The 19,547-nt window shown below is 64.5% G+C and carries 16 protein-coding genes; 5 read left to right on the top strand and 11 right to left on the bottom strand.

The window, feature by feature from the left end; all coding sequences use genetic code 11:
* Window positions 1-190 precede the first annotated feature (190 nt).
* The 3 genes from BN69_RS06650 to fabI all read right to left on the bottom strand — a co-directional run bounded on the left by BN69_RS06650 (window position 191) and on the right by fabI (window position 3,019).
* Entirely contained in the window at window positions 191-1,501 is a 1,311-nt protein-coding gene (locus BN69_RS06650; RefSeq protein ID WP_014890801.1) for a hypothetical protein, read from the bottom strand.
* A 339-nt stretch (window positions 1,502-1,840) separates the two neighbouring features.
* Entirely contained in the window at window positions 1,841-2,068 is a 228-nt protein-coding gene (locus BN69_RS06640; protein WP_014890800.1) for a hypothetical protein, read from the bottom strand.
* Window positions 2,069-2,158: 90 nt separating this feature from the next.
* Window positions 2,159-3,019, bottom strand: coding sequence for an enoyl-ACP reductase FabI (gene fabI, locus BN69_RS06635; RefSeq protein WP_014890799.1), 861 nt, complete (start codon window positions 3,017-3,019; stop codon window positions 2,159-2,161).
* Window positions 3,020-3,236: 217 nt separating this feature from the next.
* Between fabI and BN69_RS06630 the strand changes: the two genes are divergently transcribed.
* Window positions 3,237-3,737, top strand: a complete 501-nt coding sequence (locus BN69_RS06630) for a DNA-directed RNA polymerase sigma-70 factor (protein WP_014890798.1) — start codon at window positions 3,237-3,239, stop codon at window positions 3,735-3,737.
* Between the two features lie 2 nt (window positions 3,738-3,739).
* Window positions 3,740-4,633 carry an anti-sigma factor family protein gene (locus BN69_RS06625; protein ID WP_014890797.1) on the top strand — a complete coding sequence of 298 codons (894 nt, stop codon included), beginning with the start codon at window positions 3,740-3,742 and terminating at the stop codon, window positions 4,631-4,633.
* A 9-nt stretch (window positions 4,634-4,642) separates the two neighbouring features.
* On the opposite strand, the gene BN69_RS06620 is transcribed toward BN69_RS06625, so the two are convergent.
* Entirely contained in the window at window positions 4,643-5,626 is a 984-nt protein-coding gene (locus BN69_RS06620; RefSeq protein WP_014890796.1) for a DnaJ C-terminal domain-containing protein, read from the bottom strand.
* Between the two features lie 119 nt (window positions 5,627-5,745).
* The gene (locus tag BN69_RS06615; protein WP_041926838.1) at window positions 5,746-6,513 is read right to left on the bottom strand and encodes an enoyl-CoA hydratase-related protein; all 768 of its coding nucleotides are present in this window, start codon (window positions 6,511-6,513) and stop codon (window positions 5,746-5,748) included.
* Window positions 6,514-7,106: 593 nt separating this feature from the next.
* Between BN69_RS06615 and BN69_RS06605 the strand changes: the two genes are divergently transcribed.
* The gene (locus BN69_RS06605; protein WP_041926837.1) at window positions 7,107-7,535 is read left to right on the top strand and encodes a MarR family winged helix-turn-helix transcriptional regulator; all 429 of its coding nucleotides are present in this window, start codon (window positions 7,107-7,109) and stop codon (window positions 7,533-7,535) included.
* Window positions 7,536-7,545: 10 nt separating this feature from the next.
* Here BN69_RS06605 and BN69_RS06600 read toward each other — a convergent pair whose 3' ends face one another.
* The 5 genes from BN69_RS06600 to BN69_RS06575 form a co-directional block, all read right to left on the bottom strand.
* The gene (locus BN69_RS06600; protein WP_014890792.1) at window positions 7,546-8,604 is read right to left on the bottom strand and encodes a lipocalin-like domain-containing protein; all 1,059 of its coding nucleotides are present in this window, start codon (window positions 8,602-8,604) and stop codon (window positions 7,546-7,548) included.
* A 34-nt stretch (window positions 8,605-8,638) separates the two neighbouring features.
* Entirely contained in the window at window positions 8,639-11,107 is a 2,469-nt protein-coding gene (locus BN69_RS06595) for an ABC transporter permease (RefSeq protein WP_041926836.1), read from the bottom strand.
* Window positions 11,104-11,817 carry an ABC transporter ATP-binding protein gene (locus tag BN69_RS06590; RefSeq protein WP_014890790.1) on the bottom strand — a complete coding sequence of 238 codons (714 nt, stop codon included), beginning with the start codon at window positions 11,815-11,817 and terminating at the stop codon, window positions 11,104-11,106. Before BN69_RS06590 ends, BN69_RS06595 begins: the two co-directional genes overlap by 4 nt.
* Before the next feature lie 82 nt (window positions 11,818-11,899).
* On the bottom strand, window positions 11,900-14,263 hold the full coding sequence (locus BN69_RS06585) for a TonB-dependent receptor family protein (protein ID WP_014890789.1): 2,364 nt from the start codon (window positions 14,261-14,263) through the stop codon (window positions 11,900-11,902).
* A gap of 604 nt (window positions 14,264-14,867) precedes the next feature.
* Window positions 14,868-15,317, bottom strand: a complete 450-nt coding sequence (locus BN69_RS06575) for a copper uptake system-associated protein (protein WP_014890787.1) — start codon at window positions 15,315-15,317, stop codon at window positions 14,868-14,870.
* Between the two features lie 138 nt (window positions 15,318-15,455).
* Between BN69_RS06575 and BN69_RS06570 the strand changes: the two genes are divergently transcribed.
* Together BN69_RS06570 and BN69_RS06565 are read left to right on the top strand one after the other, a co-directional pair.
* Window positions 15,456-16,001 (top strand): TetR/AcrR family transcriptional regulator, encoded by a 546-nt coding sequence (locus BN69_RS06570; protein ID WP_051013398.1) that lies wholly within the window; start codon window positions 15,456-15,458, stop codon window positions 15,999-16,001.
* Between the two features lie 30 nt (window positions 16,002-16,031).
* Window positions 16,032-18,311: a membrane protein gene (locus BN69_RS06565; protein ID WP_014890785.1), complete on the top strand. Its 2,280-nt coding sequence runs from the start codon at window positions 16,032-16,034 to the stop codon at window positions 18,309-18,311.
* A 196-nt stretch (window positions 18,312-18,507) separates the two neighbouring features.
* On the opposite strand, the gene hemH is transcribed toward BN69_RS06565, so the two are convergent.
* On the bottom strand, window positions 18,508-19,515 hold the full coding sequence (hemH, locus tag BN69_RS06560) for a ferrochelatase (RefSeq protein ID WP_014890784.1): 1,008 nt from the start codon (window positions 19,513-19,515) through the stop codon (window positions 18,508-18,510).
* Between the last annotated feature and the right edge of the window lie 32 nt (window positions 19,516-19,547).

Genomic DNA, 19,547 nt, shown 5'->3' with positions numbered 1-19,547 from the left:
GGGGGCGGCCAAAGCGAGTTCCTTCGACAAATCTTCGAAGCAAGCCAAGCTGGCGGGCTGAAATTCTGGATGAGCGCGCCGAAGCTCGTCGTCTTCGCCGGTCCGAACGGCTCCGGCAAAACGACGCTGACGAGGAAAACTGCCGTGACGATTGCGGTCTGTTGGCGCGGCTTACTGCGCTTGCGAAACTTTACCTCTTGCGACGGTCGGGCTGACTTTCCCTTAAAGCGCGAATTTCACTGCTCAAGGACAAAAGAGCCTTGGCAATATCGGCCTCATCCGCTTGGGATTGGTTGAGACGTTCCGATATAGCGTTCTTGAATCCATTCGAGGACTTCTGCTCGGTATCGAGAAACTGCTGAACGACTCCTTGAACGAGACGTTTCGTTTCTGCATCCTGCTGCTGAGATTTCCATATGTCGTAGCCAGTCTGACCAATCGGCATAACGATTGCCGCAGACAGCGCAATCCATGCGATTTTGATGGAACGACGAGAAAATTTCTCCGTGTCCCGCGCTCCATTGGCAAATGCTTCAAGGAGCCCAGAAGCCGCTGTATTCATGCTGTGAACGAGTTCCACTGTTTGCCCTGCAAGCGTTTCGAAGCGTTCGAACCTTTCAAGCAGGCCATCCAATCTTTCATTGGTGCCATGTATTGGATTTGGGGGTGGCTTGGGAATCTCAAACTTAGTTCCTCCAAACACGTCCTTAATCTTCGGCGTGAGATGCTCCGCTTTGAAGGCCTTGCTTGCGGCTTCCGCAGCCTTGATGGAATTATTCAAGCCAGCGAAGCCATCTGTGACCCTGCTAATATCGTTCCAACGAGAAAGAGCATCGTTGGGCTTTAAGATATCGCTCAAGCGCGTTAGAGGGTCCGACGCCTTGGCGATATCGTTCCAGCGAGATAAGGCGTCATTCGTGCGAGTCAGAGCGAGGGTTTGCGCTATTTGATCAGAAATCTTTGCATTTCGCGTTAGCGCGGAAAGCGTCGATGGCGAGGCCCAACCCAAGACGCTTTTCGCCAACGAGTCGTTGAGGCCTTTCGGGCTAATTTCCTCGAATATTTTCGCCTGTTTTTCGAGATATTTTGAAAATGTACGCTGCAAATATGCAGTTGCGGACTCGTTCTCGTTGCGTGGAATAGTAACGTCACCCTTCCGGCAGCTAACTGTTGTTTCTCCTTTGTCGTTTTCCGATTGTTCAATGACAAGGTCGTGATACATATATTCAACGTAATTTAATAGCTGCTCCGCAAAATGCTCTTTTTCTTCTGAAGAAAGAGATGCGATTTGCTCCGGTGTTAAATGCTTTCCCTTCTCATCTTTGGCCAGAGTGCCGATAAGAATATCAATGAATTCAATCGGCGAGTTTCCACCTCGGTCTTTGATGGCCTTCTCAATCTTCGCCAGACGCGTGATGGTAAGATTGTCAACGGTAATTCGTCCGAACGCGTTAGTTTGCAATTCAAAGATTGGACCCGCAATTCTTGCTACATTGATCATTTATGTTTTCGCCTCAAAATGTCGGACTCGTTTATATCAGACATAGAGCCGCACAATGTTCCGGCCGCTCACGTTGTAGCGGATCGCCGGCGGGCGCCGTGGCGTATGCCGTGGATGATAAACTCGGTTTCCGTTGCGCGATAGAAAATCAGATAGGGGTAAGGGTAGACCACCATGCGGCGAAGTCCGTTTTAGCCGGTTTGTGGATGCTCCAGGAGGAGCGCCGTCATCGCCTGAATTCGGGCTTTGACGCTGTGAGCGCGCCCTGTGGCGAAAGCGCGTCGATGAAAGAAAGAATCTCGTCGAGTTCAGCGGCGGCGCGTTGCGTGTAGCGAAGCTTCACAGCCCATGCTTCGCCCAGATGGCCCGAATTTGTTCGTCTGTCGCAAATTCGCCGCGCTCGGCCTGCGTCAGAGATTCCTCGAACGAGGCTTCTTCTTCGGGGGTGAGCTGAACGGCCGGCATCTCTTCGCCCGTCATCGCGATGATGATGCGGGCCATGTCGTCCTGCATGGCGCGCGGCAGGCTGCGGGCCGCCTCGAAGGCCTGTTCGAGCAGTTTCGTCATGGCGCAATTTTAGCGATTTGTGCGAGCGTTGGAAGCATTTTCCGCTCACCGCGCATGCCCGCGACAAAAGCGCGGGCATGACGCGGCGCGTCACTTCTCCTGCGGCAGCAGCGCCAGCAAATCGGCCATTTTCGGCGCGGCGCTCGGATTCATCATGCCCACGACATGGTAGCCGGCGTCGACATGCAGCACTTCGCCCGAAACGCCGCGCGCCATCGGCGACAGCAGATAGACCGCCGTCTCGCCGACTTCCTCGATCGTCACGACGCGGCGCAGCGGCGAATTATATTCGTTCCAGCGCAAAATGTAGCGGAAGTCGCCGATGCCGGAGGCCGCCATGGTCTTGATCGGCCCCGCCGAAATCGCGTTGACGCGGATGTTCTTGACGCCGAGATCAGCGGCGAGATAGCGCACCGAGGCCTCCAAAGCCGCCTTCGCCACGCCCATCACATTGTAATGCGGCATCCATTTCTCGGCGCCGTAATAGGTCAGCGTCAACAGCGAGCCGCCGTCCGTCATCAGTCTCTCGGCGCGCTGCGCGATCGCGGTGAAGGAGTAGCAGGAGATGTTGAGCGACATCTGAAAGTTTTCCAGCGTCGTCTCGACATAGCGCCCGTCGAGCTGGTCCTTGTCGGAATAAGCGAGGCAATGCACGACGAAATCGAGCTTGCCCCAGAGCTTTTCGATCTCGGCGAAGACGGCGTCCATCGTCTCCGGCTCGGCGACGTCGCAGCGCCCGACGACCGTCGCGCCGATGTCCGCCGCGAGCGGGCGCACGCGCTTTTCCAGCGCTTCGATCTGATAGGTGAGCGCGAGTTCGGCGCCTGCGTCGGCGCAGGCCTTGGCGATTCCCCAGGCGATCGAGCGATTATTGGCGACGCCCAGGATGAGCCCCTTCTTTCCCTTGAGCAGTCCGGCGAAAAGGGCGGCGGGCGCAGCTTGCTGTGTCATGCGTGTCTATGTCCTGGGCGAGAAAAGCGCTCGGCGGCTCGCGCCGTTTAGCCTGCTTTGGGCGCAAAGGAAACCCTCGCGCCACAGGGGCGGCGAATGTGAAATCGGATGCGCCAGAACGGCCAAGCATAGCCAATCGCGCGGCGATGCCCTATCATTCGATAGGAAACGTCATTGGCTTCGCAGACTGGCGAGAAGACCGAGCGGAGCGGGCCGCATGGGCAGAAGAGCCGACATCATAGCGGGTCTGGGCGGAGCGACTCCGGCCCTGAGACGCTATGCGCGCGCGCTTTGCGCCGGCGCGGGCCCCGCCATCGCCGACGATCTCGTGCAAAGCGCGCTGCAGTTGGTCGGCGCGCGGATTCGGGCGCGAGATCTGCGCCCCGCCGATCTCGCCGAAGCGCGAATCGAGGCCTATGCGGCGCTTGTCGGGCTCGCTCAGAAAAAGCTCGCAAACGCCCCAGGACCGGCGTCGCGCCACCCGCCGGTCGTGCATGGGCTTGCAAGTCTTTGTTTCGACGAGCGCGCCATGTTGCTGCTCGTCTCGCTCGAGGGCTTCGGCTATGACGCCTCGGCGCGCATCGTCGGCGCGAGCCGAGAAACGGCGCTGGCGCGGCTGATGCGCGCGCGGGCGGCGCTCGGCGCGGAAGGCTTGCGGCCCGTCGCGCCCTTGGAGGGCGGCCGCCGCGCCGCCTCGCATCTGCGGATCGTGAAGTAAGCATGACGCCCTCGGCGCTGATTGAAGAAGCCGATTTGCACGCCCTCGTGGATGGCGAACTCGACCCCGAGCGGCGGCGCAAGGTCGAAGACCATCTTCTGCAGCATCCCGAGGACGCCGCGCTCGTTGAAGGCTGGCGGCGACAAAACGCGGCGCTGCGCGCCGCTTTCGAGCCGGTGGCGCTTGAGACGCCGCCTCTGTCGCTGCGGGAGGCGGCGGCGCGCCCGCCGGCCCCGCCCGCCGGTCAGGGGCCGATCGAAACCGGCGCCATCCATTGGGGGCGACCCGGCGCCGCGCCGCGTCCGACGCGCAAGCTCGACGAAATCCGCGCCAGCCGGCGGCGTCAGGCGCTCGCTTCGACGCTGCTGACGCTCATTGCCGGCGCGGCCGTCGCCGCGGCGACGTTGCTGTTTCTGGCAAGCCGTCCCCCGGCGCAGAGCCCGATGACGCGCGCCATCGCCGCCACGAGCTATGCCGCGCGGGCGGGCTTGACCTACGCGACTTACATTCTTGACCCGCGACCCGTGGAGGTCGAGGCCAGCCGGCGCGGCGAACTGCTCGCGTGGCTTCAGGAGCGCGTGGGGTTTTCACGCGCGCCGGATTTGAGCGGCGTCGGATTGCGGCTGCTTGGCGGACGCGTCGCGCCCGGCGTCGCGGCGCCGGCGGCGTTTCTCGTCTATGAGCGCGACGATGGCGGGCGGGTTGGGCTTTATTTCGAGCGGGCGGAGGCGCTCGCCGCGCCGGCGGGTCAGCGCGGTCAGGGCGTTTCGGTCATAGAATGGCGGGCTGGGGGCTTCGCCTTCGTGCTCGTTGGCGCCTTGGCGCCCGAAGCGATGCAGGCCGCGGCGGAAGCCGCCGCCGCCGCGGTCGCGGCGACGCCTGCGCAGGTTAAATAACCGAGGACCTCACGACATTTTGGCGCGCGGATCATAGGGATGCGCGTCGCGCCATTCCCGCATCCGCGCGTCGAGATCGCTCGACGCCGTTTCCGGCAGCATGATCTTCAGCGAGACATAGAGGTCGCCGGCTATTTTGCCGTCGCTCGCCGGAAGGCCTTTGCCGCGCAGCCGCAGCACGCGCCCGCTGTTGGAGTGCGGCGGAATGGTCAGCTCCACCTTGCCGTCCAGAGTCAGGGTCGGAACCCGTCCGCCGAGCGCGGCTTCATAAACCGTCACCGGCAGCTCCAGCCGCAGGTCGCGGCCATCCAGCTTGAAGTAAGGATGCGGCGCGACCTTCACGGTGATCAGCGCGTCGCCGGGTTCGCCCCCCATGGAGCCGGGCTGGCCCTGGCCGCGCAGCCGAATCTGCTTGCCGTCCTCGATTCCCGCCGGAATTTTGACTTCCAGCGTGCGGCCGCTGGGCAGGATGACTCGGGCCGAGCCGCCGTGCGCGACCGTTTCCAGCGGCACGGTGGCGGTGGCGACGACGTCGTCCCCGCGGGTCGGCTGCGTGCCGGCGCGACGGCGCCCGCCGGCGCCAAAGAGATCGGCGAAGAGGTCGGAAGGGTCGAAGCCCGCCCGCCCGCCGCCGGGCGCCTCGTTGCCGAAGTGAAACTCGAAATGCTGATCGCCGCCGGGCGCGCCGCCAGCCTGGCGCCAACTGCGGGTAAAGCCGCCGGGGCCGGCGCCTCCGCCCGCGCCGAAGCCTTCAAAGCCGGTGAAGCGGGGTTTCCCGTCCGGACCGATTTCGCCCTTGTCGAACTGCGCCTTCTTCGTCTCGTCGCCGACGATTTCATAGGCGGAGTTGATTTCGGCAAATCGCTCCTTGGCCTTCAGGTCGTCCTTGTTGCGGTCAGGGTGGAATTTCTTGGCGAGCTGGCGATACGCCTTCTTGATTTCGGCGTGACTCGCCGATTTGGGCACGCCGAGAACGTCGTAAGGATCGCGCATAATCTTCCAATCAGCCCATGTGAGCGCCCGCCCTTGGCGGCGCGGGCGCGTATGTCCGCCTATTATTTGGGAGAAGCGCGTTCGCAACGCAAGCGGCGAAGGTCGCGACGGGCTGAAGCCTAGCGCCCGCGGGACGCGAAAAAGGCGGCGAAGCGCTCGCGCGCTTCGGGCGACGTCAGCGCCTTGGCGAAAAGCGCGGCTTCCGCGTCGATGCGCGACAGAATGTCATTGGGGTCGCCGCGCATCAGCCGCCGCGCCGCGAATAGCGCTTGGCTGGGCTTCGCCGCGAGACGCCGCGCGGCGTCCATTGCAAGATCAAGCACGCCTTCCGGTGGGGCCAGCGCGTTGACCAGGCCCAGACGCAGCGCCTCGGCGCCGTCGAAGCTCTCGCCAAGCAGCAGATATTGGGACGCCTTCGCCATGCCGAAGCGGCGCGGAACCAGCAGGCTTGCGCCTCCTTCGGGCGGCAGGGCGAGGTCGACGAACGGCATCGTGAACCGCGCCTCCGAGCTGGCGTAAACGAGGTCGCAGTGGAAGAGCAGGGTGGCGCCGATTCCGACGGCGTCCCCCGTCACGGCGGCGACGAGCGGCTTCTCGAAGGCCGCCGCCGCGCGAACGAAGGCCAGCGCCGGAAATGTTTCCGCGCCAGGAGCAATATCTCGGCCGGGAGCAAAATCGCGAAAGTCGGCGAGATCATTGCCCGCGGTGAAATTGCCGCGCGCGCCGGCGAAGACGACGGCGCGCGCCGTCGCGTCATGGGCCGCCTCGTCGAGCGCGGCGATCAAGGCGCGATACATTTCGCGATCAAGCGCGTTCTTCTTTTCGGGGCGGTTCATCAGCAGGCGCCACACCCCGAGATCTCTCGAAACGATGATCTTTTCCGACATAAGCGTCTCCGGATCCGCGCGCTGCGCCGAGCTCGCCAAAGTTTTGTGGAAATGTCCTGAGCTGGATTTAAGGCGGGCGCCAGGGCCGTGGATCATCGGCGACTCGCAGGAGCGCCGCAAGCGCGGCGCGCAGCCGCCGGGCGCCTTATCTTGGAAGGTCGACGGGCGAGGCGCCGCATGGCGCGATCTATTTCAATGTCGCGCAATTTCTTGTCGATCGGAGCTTGTATATGCGCCGGCTCACAGCGCGATCGGATATAAGCCTGTCTACTTTGTCCATGACCTCATTCCATTCGAGGCGCCGGAGTCCTTTCGCGAGAGAAGCGATGCCGCATTCCAGACGCATGAGCAAAATCCGTCCTATGGCGCAGGCGCCGTCGCCGGACCGCAGGGCGTCGCCCGCCGCTTGCGCGGGAGGAGTCGCCGCCGCGCCCCGACGCTTGTCTTGCAAGGATTGACGAGCTTCATCGCGCAATTATAAAGCGCGCTTCGACGCGGACCAGAATTGACCCGTTGGCGCGGCGCGCGCACTATTACTTCACTCCAAATGAGTCGCCCAGCGCGAGAACGACTCGGGAAGTAAGGGGTTTCATTTGACTCTCTGCGATCAGCCGCAAGGGACCCCGCGCAAGGCGCCAAGTGAAGACGACCTGGCCGCGTTGGCGCAATTTCGCATCGCCTTGCGAAGGTTCTTAGCCTTCAGCGAACAGGTCGCCGCGGACCATGGCGTGACCGTGCAGTGGTATCAGGCGCTGCTGGTGGTGCGCACCTATCGCGGCGCTAAACACATCAGCGTCGGCGAACTCGCCGAGCAGCTGATGATCCGCGATCACAGCGCGGCGGAACTCGTGTCGCGCCTCGCGCAGGCGAAGCTTGTCCGGCGAAAGACCGACCCGACCGATCGCCGTCGTTCGCTCGTCGTCATCACGCGTGCGGGCGAGCGGCGCCTGTCGGAGCTCGCCGCCGTACATTTGAAGAAGCTGCGAGAGACGAGGGGCTTTTTTGCTAACGTCTTCGCGTAGCCGCGGAGCGTCAATAGCCGGTCATTTCGAGATAGCCTTCGCCGCTGTGCGAACCGGTCATGCGGATCGGACCTTCCCAATAGGAAAAATCGGTTCCCACCCAGCTTCTCGGATTGAGCGGCCGCGTCTCGACGTCGACCCCGCGGCTCTTGATCTTCACGCGCCAGCGAATCGGCACGTCGCGATCGGCGATGCGTGTCGTTTCCAGAGGCTCGATGACGATGTCGCCGCGCGCGAGCATCGACGTCGCGCCGTCGGCGTCGATCCAATTTCCAAAGAGAAACGACGGCGCTTCGACGCTGCGCATGCGATACAGCATCAGCTTGGCGCCGCCCTCGAGGTGCAGCGAAAACCAGTCCCAGCCTTTTTGATCAGGGCTTAGCGGCTGACTCGACCATTCGCGATCCATCCAGGCGCGGCCGGAGACCTGGATTTTGCGTCCGTTCATCGACCACGCGCCTTCCGCCGTAAAGAACGGCTGGCTGTAATAATAGGAGGCCTGGCCGGCCTCGGACTTGCGGCTGTAGCCGCCTTCGCCTTGCAATACGACCGGCTCCGTCGCTGTGAGATCGAGCGCATAGGCGAAATTCCTGTCGCCCGCCGAAACGCGCAGCCGCTCTATTCCCGAATCCGCAGAACTGTCGCGCGTTTCCAAAGCCCAGTCGTCGATGAAGGCGCGAAAGGGCGAAGCCGCGACGCCCGCCTGGCCAATTCCGCCGCGGGCGAATTTCTGCGCGAAGAGATGGTCGCTGGCGCTCGTCGCCGCCGCATGGCCCATCCAGATGGTGCGGTCGTCCCAGCCGGCCCGCGCCGCGTTCGGCTCCAGTGCAAAGCGAAAGAGCGTCCATTGGACGCCGTACGAGGCGCCGTCGTCGCCGTTTAGATTTGCGGTGACGTACCACCATTCGGTGCGAAAATCGGGATGCGCGCCATGGTCTTTCGGGAAGACGAGCGGCGTTCCGGGTCGGGGAATCGCGAACCCCGGCGCCGTCGCGCCAAGACCGCCGAAGCCTTGCGCCAACGCGCCGCTCGACGACAGCGCGAGAAGCAGCGCCGATCGCCTCGACATTGCCGAGCGTCGTTCGGGAGAACCGTTCGAGGCCTTAGCGTTCATTGGAGAAGACCCTAAGCAGTTCGGTCGGCGAAACGCGCGCAAGCCTCGCGAAGGGAATAAGCGCCGCAAAGAATGCGGCCCCGAGCGCGATGCAGGAAACCACAAGCCATTGCGCCGGAAACATATGAAATGGAAGTCGCCATCCGAAGGCGGCGACATTGATGATGGCCACGAGGCACCAGGTCATGAACAGCCCAAGAGGGATCGCGAAAGCCGCGGCGCCGGCGGCGAACCCCAAAACCCGCGCCATTTCCAGCGCCGCCAGCTTTCGCCGCGTCGCGCCCAGCGCCCAGACCGGCGCGATGCGGGCGCGCCGCATGTCGCTGAGCGTCAGCAGACTGGCGAAGAGCGCGACGCCGGATACGATCAGCGTCAGCGTGTTCAACGCCGTCGTCACGGCGAATGTGCGTTCGAAGATTTCCGTCGACAGGGCTTTGACTTCGCCCTGATCGACGATGCGCGCGATTTTTCCGCCAAAGCGCTGCTGCATGGTGTCGATGACGCGCGCCGTGGCGCCCGGATCGACGCGCAGGCTGTAATGCACGCCGGAGGCGTCGTCGAAAGAGCGCTTCAGCTTTTCGTGATCAATGCGCAGCTGGCCTTTCGGATTGCCGTAATCCGGAAAGACCCCGACGATGCGCGCGGGCCAGTCTTGCCCCGACGTCGGAATGTCGAGGGTTTCGTCGACCGTCAGACCAAGACGGCGCGCCAATTGTTCGCTGACGAGGACGGCGTCCTGGGCGTGCAGCGCCGTCCATGCGTCCGGCGCGGCGTCGATCAGCGGAAAATGCGCCGTATAGGTTTGGTGAGGCGTCATGCCGACGACATCGACGGGCCATCCGCCGACGCGCGTCTTCGCGCGCCAGACGGGGAGGATCGCGGCGATGTCGGGCTGGGTGCGCGCCCACGCCTCGATGTCGCGCGCATCGGCGGGCGTCGCCGCTTCGAAATAGATCTCGGCGACGAGGCGCGCGTCGAGCCAGCGATCGAAGGTCTGGCGAAAGCCCTCGACCATGCCGCCGACGCCGATATTGGTCGCAAGCGCGATCAGCAGCGCCATCAGCGCAAGCGAAAGACCGGAAATTTCCTGGCGTCCGTCGGCGAAGAACCAGCGGGCGAGCGGCCGGCGCGCGAAATGCTCGCCGAGCGCCAGGGCGCCGGCGAGGCCGACCGGCAGAATGAGAGCGGCGGCGAGAAGCGCCAAGCCGATGATCGCGAAGCCTGACGCGAGCCCCTCGCCGAAGCTATAGGCGCAAGCCGCCGCGACAAGGGCGAGCGCCGCGAGCGCGGCCTGCCGTCGCAAATAGCGGTGATGCGCGCCGCGCCAGGCCATGGGACGCGCGAATGACAGCGCCGGCAGCCGCAGTGCTTTCGTCAGGCCGCTCGCCGCCGCGAGCGCCGCGCCGGCGCCCGCCATCGCGAGGCCGGAGAGCCACCAACGCGCATCGAGCGCAAGGCGATCGGAGATTTGCGCGCCGTAGAGGCTCTCGAGACTTTTTGCGACATCCGGCAGAAGCGCCTGCGCGATCGCGTGACCGCCGAGGACGCCCGCGCCGCCCGCCAAGAGCGTCAGGATCGCGATTTCGCAGGCCATCGCCGCGATGAGATGGGGCGGCCCAACTCCGAGCGCGCGCAAGGTGCGCAGGGTCGGCAGTCGCTGTTCGAAGGCGAGGCCGTAAGCGGCGTGCACGATGAACAGCCCGACCAGGAACGCAAGAAAGCCGAAGGCGGTGAGATTGAGGTGAAAACTGTCGGTCAGACGGCCCAGATCGCTGTCATCGTTCGGCGCGACGAGCCGCAGCGCATCGCCGGCGATCGGCTTAAGCCGCGCCTTGTCGAACGCCTCCTCGTCGGCGATGACGAGGCGCGAGAGTTTTCCGGGGCGATCGAGCAGGCGCTGGGCGACGCCGATGTCGACGATGATTGCGCCGGGCGGCGCTTCGGGGAGCGCCGCAAGCGGCGGCAGCAGCCGACCGCGCTCGGTTCGCGGCTGCGCGCCCTCTAGAAGATCCAGCCGGCGCAGGGTCTGCGGGGCGGCAAAGCCGCGGCCCGGGCCGGAGAAGAATTCTTCCAGAACGTCAGCGCGGCTTCGCCTATGCGCGATTGGCGAAGCGCGCGGCAGCGACACCGGCTCGACGCCGACGATCCGAATATTCTTCTCTCCGATTCGGACTGCGCCTTCCAGCACCGGCGAGACGTCGACGCCGGCGCGGCGCAGCTTCACGAACAGGTCTTGATCGAACAGCCCGCCGCGCGCGGCGACGAGCGTGCGCGCGCCGCCGCCCGAAATCGCGTTCGCCGCGGCGTCGTAGCTGTTGCGCGCCTGAGCGTTCAGCGCCTGCACGCCGCTCCACAGCGCCGTGGCGATGGCGAGGCCGAGCGCGAGCGTCGCGAGATTGCCCGGCCGTCGGCGCCAGTGGCTGATCAGCGCGGCCAGCGTCCAGAGCATCTCTCTCATTGCGTCGCCAGAAGACCGGTTTCCAGCCGCACGCGCCGTTGCAGCCGCGCCGCAAGCCGTTCGCTGTGCGTCGCCATAAGAAAGGCGCAGCCGGTCGCGGCGACGAGGTCGAGGGCGAGCGCCATGACGGCGTCGCCGGTCGCTTCGTCGAGATTGCCGGTGGGTTCGTCAGCGAGCAGAAGCCTCGGGCGCACGGCCAGCGCGCGGCCGATGGCGACGCGCTGCTGCTGTCCGCCGGACAGTTCCTCAGGATAGCGGGCGGCGAGCGTCGCAAGACCAAGACGCGCCGTGAGCTCTTCCTGCCACGCCGGATCGTATCGCCCCGCCAGTCGCGCCTGGAAGCCCAGGTTTTCGCAAACGGTCAGACTCGGAATCAAATTGAACTGCTGAAAGACGACGCCGATCCTTTCGCGCCGGATGGCGGCCCGCGCATGTTCCGACAGCCGCGTCAGCGCGACGCCGTCGAGAATGATTTCGCCGCTGTCGGCGTCGTCGAGCGCGCCGACCAGATGCAGGAGCGTGCTCTTGCCGCTGCCGGATTCGCCGGTCAGCGCCAGGCTGGCGCCGGCGGCGAGCGTGAAGTCCACGCCGCGCAGCACGGGAGTGCGGCCCTGCGGCGTCGGATAGGATTTTCGCAGCCCCTCGACGCGCAGCATCGGCGCGCTTGTCCGCGTAGCGGCGAGATTTTCCGGCGTCGCGTGAATCGACAAGCGCTATCCTTCATCGGACCGGCGAAGGCGGCCGGCGCGCCAGCCCTATATATGGCTTGCCTCGCCGATCGCCCAAGCGCCGCTAGAAGGCGAGCCTTAGGCCTCCGTAGATCACGCGTCCCGTGCCCGGATAGAAGACCCGCGGATCGAGACCGCGGGCGTCGACGATCGTCGTCACGTCGCTGATGTAGTGGCGATTGGTCAGATTGCGCGCTTCGACGAAGAACGAGAGACCGTAGGGCAGCTTCATGCCCGCCTGGACGCCCAGCAAGACATAGCCCGGCGCCTGCAGCGTATTGGCGTAGTCGACGTAAGCGCCCGCCGGAACCCAATCCATCTGCGGCGCGAAATACAGGCCATCGGCCGGCCGCCAATAGGACAGCGTGGTGCGCAAGACGTGGCGCGGAATGCCGGCCAGCGTATTGTCGCCGAAGTCGCGATCGCCGACGAAGCGGAAGTCGTTCCAGGTCCAGACCTGCGACAGCTTCAGCGCGTCGCCCGCATCCGGCGCGAAAATGTCGCGCAAGAGTTCGGCGCTCGCCGCGAATTCGACGCCCTGGTGCATGGTGCGCTTCGCGTTGAAGGTCGTCGCCGGAATGCCGAGGCCGGGATTGGTGGTGAACTTCAGCAATTCGTCCTGCAGTTCCGAATGGTAGAAGGTGACGTCCCAGGTGTAGCGGTCCCATCCGCCGCGCGCCCCCAGTTCGCCGGTCCAGGCTTTCTGCGCCGCGAGCGGCGTGAAGGTCGTGCCGTCGCGCGGCGGCGGAAACACGCCTTGCGTGAGGTCGATGAAGTCCGGCACGTCGCGGCTTCCGGTCATGTCGGCGAAGAATTGAATGTCCGGCGTCGGCTCGAACATCAGGCCGACCTTCGGCACGATGCCGCGGTAGACCTTGTCCGACACGCCGGGAACCGGCTCGAAGGGAATGCCGCCGAGAACCGCATAGCGGCGCGTATCGGCGAAAAGCTTGGCGCCGAACATGAAGATGAGCTGCGGCGCAATGTGCAGGCGATTCTCGAAATAGGCTTCGAGATTGAGCGCCGTCGCGCGGTTGTTGCGCAGACGCGGATCCAATCCGGGATTGATGAACAGGCCGCAGAAGCCGAAGCACGAATTCGCCGCGCCAAATTGCGCGAGTCCGTTGAACGAATAGGGTGGAAAGGAGAACTGCGCACTGGCGAAATTGGCGGGGATCCCGCCATAGGGATTGAGCCGCATGCCATTGTAATTGTCGAACCAATTATCGCTCGACGATCCGCCCCAGACGCGGCCGCCGAGGATGAGCTCATTGGGGTGGCCGTCGACGAGGAAATTCGAGGTGAGGCGCGGCGTGAATCCCCAGGTTCCGCCTTCCTGTTCGATGACCACGAAGATCGGATGATAGAGATAATTATGCGTGTACCAGCTGTTGAGGTCGATGCGGCCGATTTCGCTCAGGATCGTGGTCTTATTCGAAATACGCCAATTCTTGACGTTTCGCGCCTGATTGGCGCCAAAGCCGTCCGCTCCGAAGCCCGGCGGAAACGGCGGCAGCGACAGCCGCGGATCATTGCGCGCGTCGAATTCATTGAGCTGCCCCGGCAGCAATTGCCACGTGTCATAGACGCCGAAATAGAACCGCGTCTCGAGATCGTTGGAGAAGCGATAGCCGAGATTGCCGTTGAGCTGCGTGTAGTCTGTCGTCGAATGTTTTCTGTAATTGTCGGCATGGGTGAACGTGCCGTTGATGAGGAAATCGAAATTGCCGATGATGCGGGACATCTGCGCTTGCCCGCGCACGGTTCCATAGCTGCCGCCCTCGAGCGACGCCATGTTCGGCGCGAGCGCCGTATAGGCGGTCGGCGAGATGAAATTGATGGCGCCGCCGAGCGTCGAGGAGCCATAGGCGAGGGCGTTGCCGCCTTTCAGGACTTCGATCGCGCGAAAATATTTGGGATCGATCTGATACATGTCGCCGCCGCCGTCGGCGTAATTCATCGGAATGCCGTCCTGCAGCAGCTCCAGTCCGCGCAGATGGAAGTCGCGCGTCAGATTCGAGCCGCGGATCGACAGACGCAGCTCCTGGCCGTAGCGGCTTTCGACATAGACGCCCGGGACGTCCTTGAGCGCGTCGCGCAGGTCGTGAACGTAGCGGGTTTGAATCTCCGGCGTATTGGCGTCGACGAAGGCGACCGAGCCGACGTTGCGCATGAGTTCGCGGCGCTGCTCGGCGACCGAGGGCACGGTCAGCGACCCGCCGCCGCCGCCGGTTTGCGTCGGCGTGGCGGGGGCGGCCGGCGGGGTGGCCGTAGACGGGGCGCGACCGCCGCCGCGTCCGGCGACGCGCGACCTGACGCCGCCAATGTCGATGGTCGGCAGACTCTGCTGCGCGAAAACGCTCGAGTCCGCGAAAGATAGAACAAGGGCGACGGCGCAGGCGCCGCGCAGCAAGCCGGTCCGGAACATGGAAATCTCCTGAGCGGCGTCTCGCCGCGCGATCGTTGAGGGAAGACTGTCGCGATCAGGAGAAGCGGGGCGGCGCGCGCGGTGCCGCGCGCGAATGTGCGCGGACGCCTTTTACAGGCGGCGCCCGAACGGCGCGGAACGCGCGGCTTGCGGCGCGTGGCGGCGCATAGGCGATGGCGGCCGAAGCGGGCTCAAAAACAGGAAAAACCAGGTCTTTCTGGCTGTGACCGCACAGCAAGCAGCATTGCTCGCCGCCACACGGATGCTTCGTCGGCGCCGGCTGAGGCGTGTCCAGACAATGCGCGGTCGTCTCGGGACGGGCGGGATGCGCCGGCGCCGAGGATGACGCCGCCGCGAGCGCGACAAGCAGCGCGATGCAAAGGGCCCCGATGCGCCGCAAAATCATCGAGCGAGGCGTTCTCGCAAGGGCCGCCATCTTGTCTCGGATCCTCGTGGCTGCGTCTCGCCGAAGGCGTGAAAGGGGGCGCCCGGAGCGCCAAGCATGATTGTTGGTAATCTACCAAATGACGTCTTGGCAACGCTTCGGCTGGCCTGACGGGCGCATTTTCGGTCGCTGTTGCTTCGGCGCAACAGTGCGCGACAGTCAGGGAATAGGCTTGTGATGGGGATCGAACGGCGAATGGCTTCCATCCGCCTCGACGGCGGCCATGCCGTCAAATCGGGAGAAACGCTCGACGACCTCGGGCGAGAGCCGCTTCTCTTCGGCCGCCAGCCGCCTTGCAAGCGCCTCGGCGTTCGCTTTCGAAACGCCGAGCTTTTCAAGCGTGGCGCGGTCCTTTAGGGCGTCGCCGGCGCAAAGCGCGATGCTCCACGCCTCGCCCTTGCGCGTCAGAAACGCCCGGCCGCCGAGTTCGCCCTGACGCCAGTCAGCGACGGCGGAGTCGCCCGCAACGACGACAGCATCCACGAAAAGGCGCGTTTCGGGCTTGTCGAATGTTTCGAAAAGCAGGCGGCGCGCCGCCTCGGATCCGTCGTCGGCGCGCGCGCTCAGGCACGCCGCCGCGCTAAACGTCAAAATCAGAAAAAATCTCATCAGTCCTCTCCAACGCCGGCGTGGCCGACCCAGATTGGTATATTACCAAATATAGCGCAAGCGTCAGAGGCGTTTCCGCGGCGCGTTTTTTTTGATAGGACGCTGGCGCGGCGAAGGTTTGAATGAACGCTTATGGCGATGGTCGAAAAAAGCGCGCGTCAGCGCATTCTGGACGCCGCGTTGAAAATCTTGAGGAAGGAAGGCGTCTCCGCGCTGACCCAAACCCGCGTCGCCGCCGCGGCCGGACTGCGGCAGTCGCATTTGACCTATTATTTTCCACGCAAGACGGATTTGCTCGCCGCGACGCTCGAAGCGTCGCATGCTCAGGCGCATAAGCCCAAGCGCGGTGCGATCGGCGGCGACGTCGATCCTGTCGAAGCGGTGCGCGCGCTCATGTTCGAGCGCAACAGGATGCGCTTCTTCTTAAGCGTCGTGGCGCAGGCGAGCGACCAAGCGGAAATTCGCGCAACGCTCGCCGCCCACGCCCGCGGCGTGGCCGAGCAGCTCGCGCCGCTCTTCGGACGGACCGCCGACGACCCCGATATCATCGCCTTTATCGACATGCTGCGCGGCATGGGGTTGCGCCTCCTGCTGGAATCGGATGACAAGCGCCGTGCGACGGTTGACATCGACGCGCTCGCTGCGCGCTTCGGCCTCAGGCGGGCGCCTGAAGCGCAGCTTTGAGCCATGGCCCGGAGCCGCTAGAACTGTGGCATGCAACGAATCGGCAAAAACGCCGGCCGCCCGGATGGTCAGCCCTACGCCCTCGCGGCGGCGTTCTTCCTCGTCTGCGCGCTGGCGCTCGCTTTTCCCTGGCTGTCCGGGCGCCTCACCATTCCCTGGGACGCGAAGGCGCATTTTTTTCCGCAATTCGCCTTTCTCGCCCATGCCCTGCACAGCGGCCAGTCGCCGTTCTGGACGCCGCACGTCTTTGCGGGGATGCCGCAGATCGCCGATCCGCAATCGCTGATCTTCGCGCCGTTTTTCCTGCTGGCGGCGGCGCTCGTTCCCGAACCGTCCTTCGTCCTGACCGACGCGATCGTCTTCGCGATGCTGGCCATGGGCGGCCTTGCGCTCATCGCCTATTTTCGCGATCGCGGCTGGAGCGCCGCGGGAGGATTGCTGGCTGCTCTCGCATTCGCGTTTGGCGGCTCGGCGGCGTGGCGCATTCAGCATGTCGGGCAGATCATGAGTCTCGCCTGGCTGCCGGTCACGCTGTGGCTGCTGGCGCGGGGTCTCGATCGGCGGTCGGCGCTCTACGGCGCCGCGGCGGGCGCCGCCGCCGCGCTGCTGGTGCTGGGACGGGACCAGGTCGCGTTTCTGGGCGTGCTGATGCTGTCCGCTTACGCCGCCTATCGCGTCGCGACGGATGAATCGCCCAAACTCAGCGCGGTCGCGCCCCTCGCCGCCGGAGCGCTCACGGGGCTGACGATCATCGTCGTCCCGCTTGCGTTCACGCTGGAGCTCGCCGCGCATTCAAACCGACCCGAGATCGATCTCGACGGCGCATTCAAGGGCTCGCTGCCGCCGGGCTCCTTCTGGACGCTGATTTCCGCCAATATGTTCGGAACGGACGGTCCGCTTAAAAACTTCTGGGGGCCCCCCGTCGGAGAGCGCGACCTATTCCTCGCGCGCAACATGACCAATGTTTACTTGGGCGAACTGACGCTCGTATCGTTGCTCGCGTCGCTGGGCAGGCGCTTCCTGTCGAATAAGGAAATCCGCTTCTTCGCCGCCGCCGCGCTGTTTTTCGCGCTCTACGCCCTGGGCCGCTACACGCCGGCCTTCGCCTTCTTCTATCATCTGCCGGGCGTCGACCTTTGGCGGCGGCCGGCCGACGCGACATTCTTGCTCGGCGCGACGCTCGCGATTCTCGCGGGCTATGGCTTCAATCTCGTTGAGCGCGGCGAGGCGACGCCACGCACGGCTTGGCTTGTCGGCGCCGTCGCCGCGCTGTTCGCGGTCGCGCTGCTTGTCGCGGCCGCCAAGGGCCATCTTAATCAGGCCTCCTGGCCGCTCGCGATAAGCGCGATGTTTGCCGCGCTCGCCATCGCGCTTGTCCTCGCGACTCGCGACAGGCTGTTGGGCGGCCCCTATCTGCTCGCGGCGGTCGCCATGCTGATGGGCGTCGATCTGACGATCGGCAATGGACCCAATGAATCGACGGCCTTGCCGCCTGAACAGTTCGACGCCTTGCGGGTCGACGGCAAGGATCCGGTGATCGCCTATCTGCGCGGCAAGCTCAAGGAAACGGCGGCGCCGGATCGTCGCGACCGCGTCGAACTTGCGGCGATCGATTTCCATTGGCCGAACGCGTCGCTCGTCCACGGCTTCGATCATGATCTCGGTTACAATCCCATCCGGCTTCGGCTCTTCGAAGACGTAACCGGCGCCGGAGACCATCTCGCGCTTCCCGAGCAGCGCCAGTTTTCCAAGCTCTATCCTGCCTATCGCTCGGTCCTGTCGGACATGCTCGGCCTGCGATTTATCGCGACCGGCGCGCCCATCGAAAAGATCGACGAGAATTACAAGCATGGCGACTTCGTCGAGCTCACGCGCATCGGCGACGTTCACATTTACGAAAATCCTCGCGCCATGCCGCGCGTCATGCTCGCAACCTGCGCCATCCACGTCGATTTCGCGGCGATGATGCAGAGCGGCGAGTGGCCGGAGGCGGACTATCGCGAGACGGTGCTCCTGGAGACGCCGCCGATCTGCCATACGCGCAAGGACGCGCCGCCGGCGACGGCGAAAATCCTCTCCTACGAGAACGACCGCGTCGTCGCGGCGGTCAGCGCGCCTCCGGGCGGCGGCTGGCTTGTGTTGAACGACGTCTGGCATCCGTGGTGGTTTGCGCACGTCGATGGCGCGGAGGCGCCGATTTTGCGCGCCAATGTGATGTTCCGGGCCGTTGCGATTCCGGAAGGGCGCCATGAGGTGCGCTTCGAATTTCAGCCGCTGCGCGGATTGCTGACCGAATTGTCGCGAAGATAACGCGCGAATGTCGGCAATTGGCGCGGGACACGAATTCTCTTTGCGCCGCTCCGACGTCATTCCCGACGCGCGCAACGCGCGCGATCGGGAATCCAGAGCAAGACCAGCATTCTTGAATTTGCTCTGGATTCCCGGTCAGGCCTTCGGCCTGCCGGGAATGACACCGTCCAAGAGAACGGATCGCGCGGAATCCGTATCAAATCCACCCCGCAATCTCGCGCTTCGCCAGAGTCTCGATCAGCGCCATGCCTTCGTCGCTGTCGTTGAGACAGGGTAGGCGGGCGAATTTCTCGCCGCCTTTCTCAAGAAAGAGATCGCGGATTTCGACGCCAAGCTCTTCGATCGTCTCCAGGCAATCGGCGGAAAATCCCGGCGCGACGACGGCGATGCGTTTGACGCCGGCGCCGGCAAGTTCGGTCACGACGTCGGACGTGTAAGGCTCGATCCAGCGCGCGCGCCCGAAACGCGACTGAAAGGCGAGGCGCAGGCTTTGGCCGTTCATGCCGAGCCGTTCGCAGAGCAGCCGCCATGTCGCTTCGCAGTGCGCGCGATACGGATCGCCGCGGTCGATTTGCGCCTGCGGAAGGCCATGGAACGACGCGACGATGACCTCCGGTTCGAAATCGAGCGCGGCGCGCGCGCGCCTGACGCTGGCGGCGAGCGCGTCGATATAGGCGGGGTCGTCGTAATAGGGCGCGCCGATGCGAAGCGCCGGCTGCTTGCGCATCTTGCGCAGCGCGTCGAAAGCGGCGTCGGCGGCGGAGCCCGTGGTCGATGACGCATATTGCGGATAGAGCGGCAACAGCGCGATCCGCGTGCAACCTTTCGCGATGAGCGACTCGATCTGCGTCGCGATCGACGGCGCGCCGTAGCGCAGCGCGTAATCGACGACGAGATTGGAAGCGCCCATCCGCGCCTGCAGCTTCTCGGCTTGCAGGCGGGTGAAGGTCTTCAGCGGACCTTCGCCCGTGTCGACGTTCCAGATCGATTCATAGAGCTTCGCCGAGCGCGCCGGGCGGGTGTTGAGCACGACGCCGTAGAGGATCGGCAGCCATAGCGCGCGCGGGAGGTCGACGACCCTGCGGTCGGATAGAAATTCCGCCAGATAGCGCCGCACCGCCGCGGCGTCGGGCGCATCAGGCGTGCCGAGATTGACGAGAAGGAGTCCGACCGGCGCTTCTTTCGAGATCGTGGCGGACGTCATGATGAGCCTTGTTGCGGATCGCCCGCCCGGAT

This window comes from Methylocystis sp. SC2 (genome assembly GCF_000304315.1).
In the GTDB taxonomy this organism is placed as follows: Bacteria; Pseudomonadota; Alphaproteobacteria; order Rhizobiales; family Beijerinckiaceae; genus Methylocystis.
The sequence above is the reverse complement of the archived record's forward strand: the minus strand, read 5'-3'. Positions and strand labels throughout refer to the sequence as shown.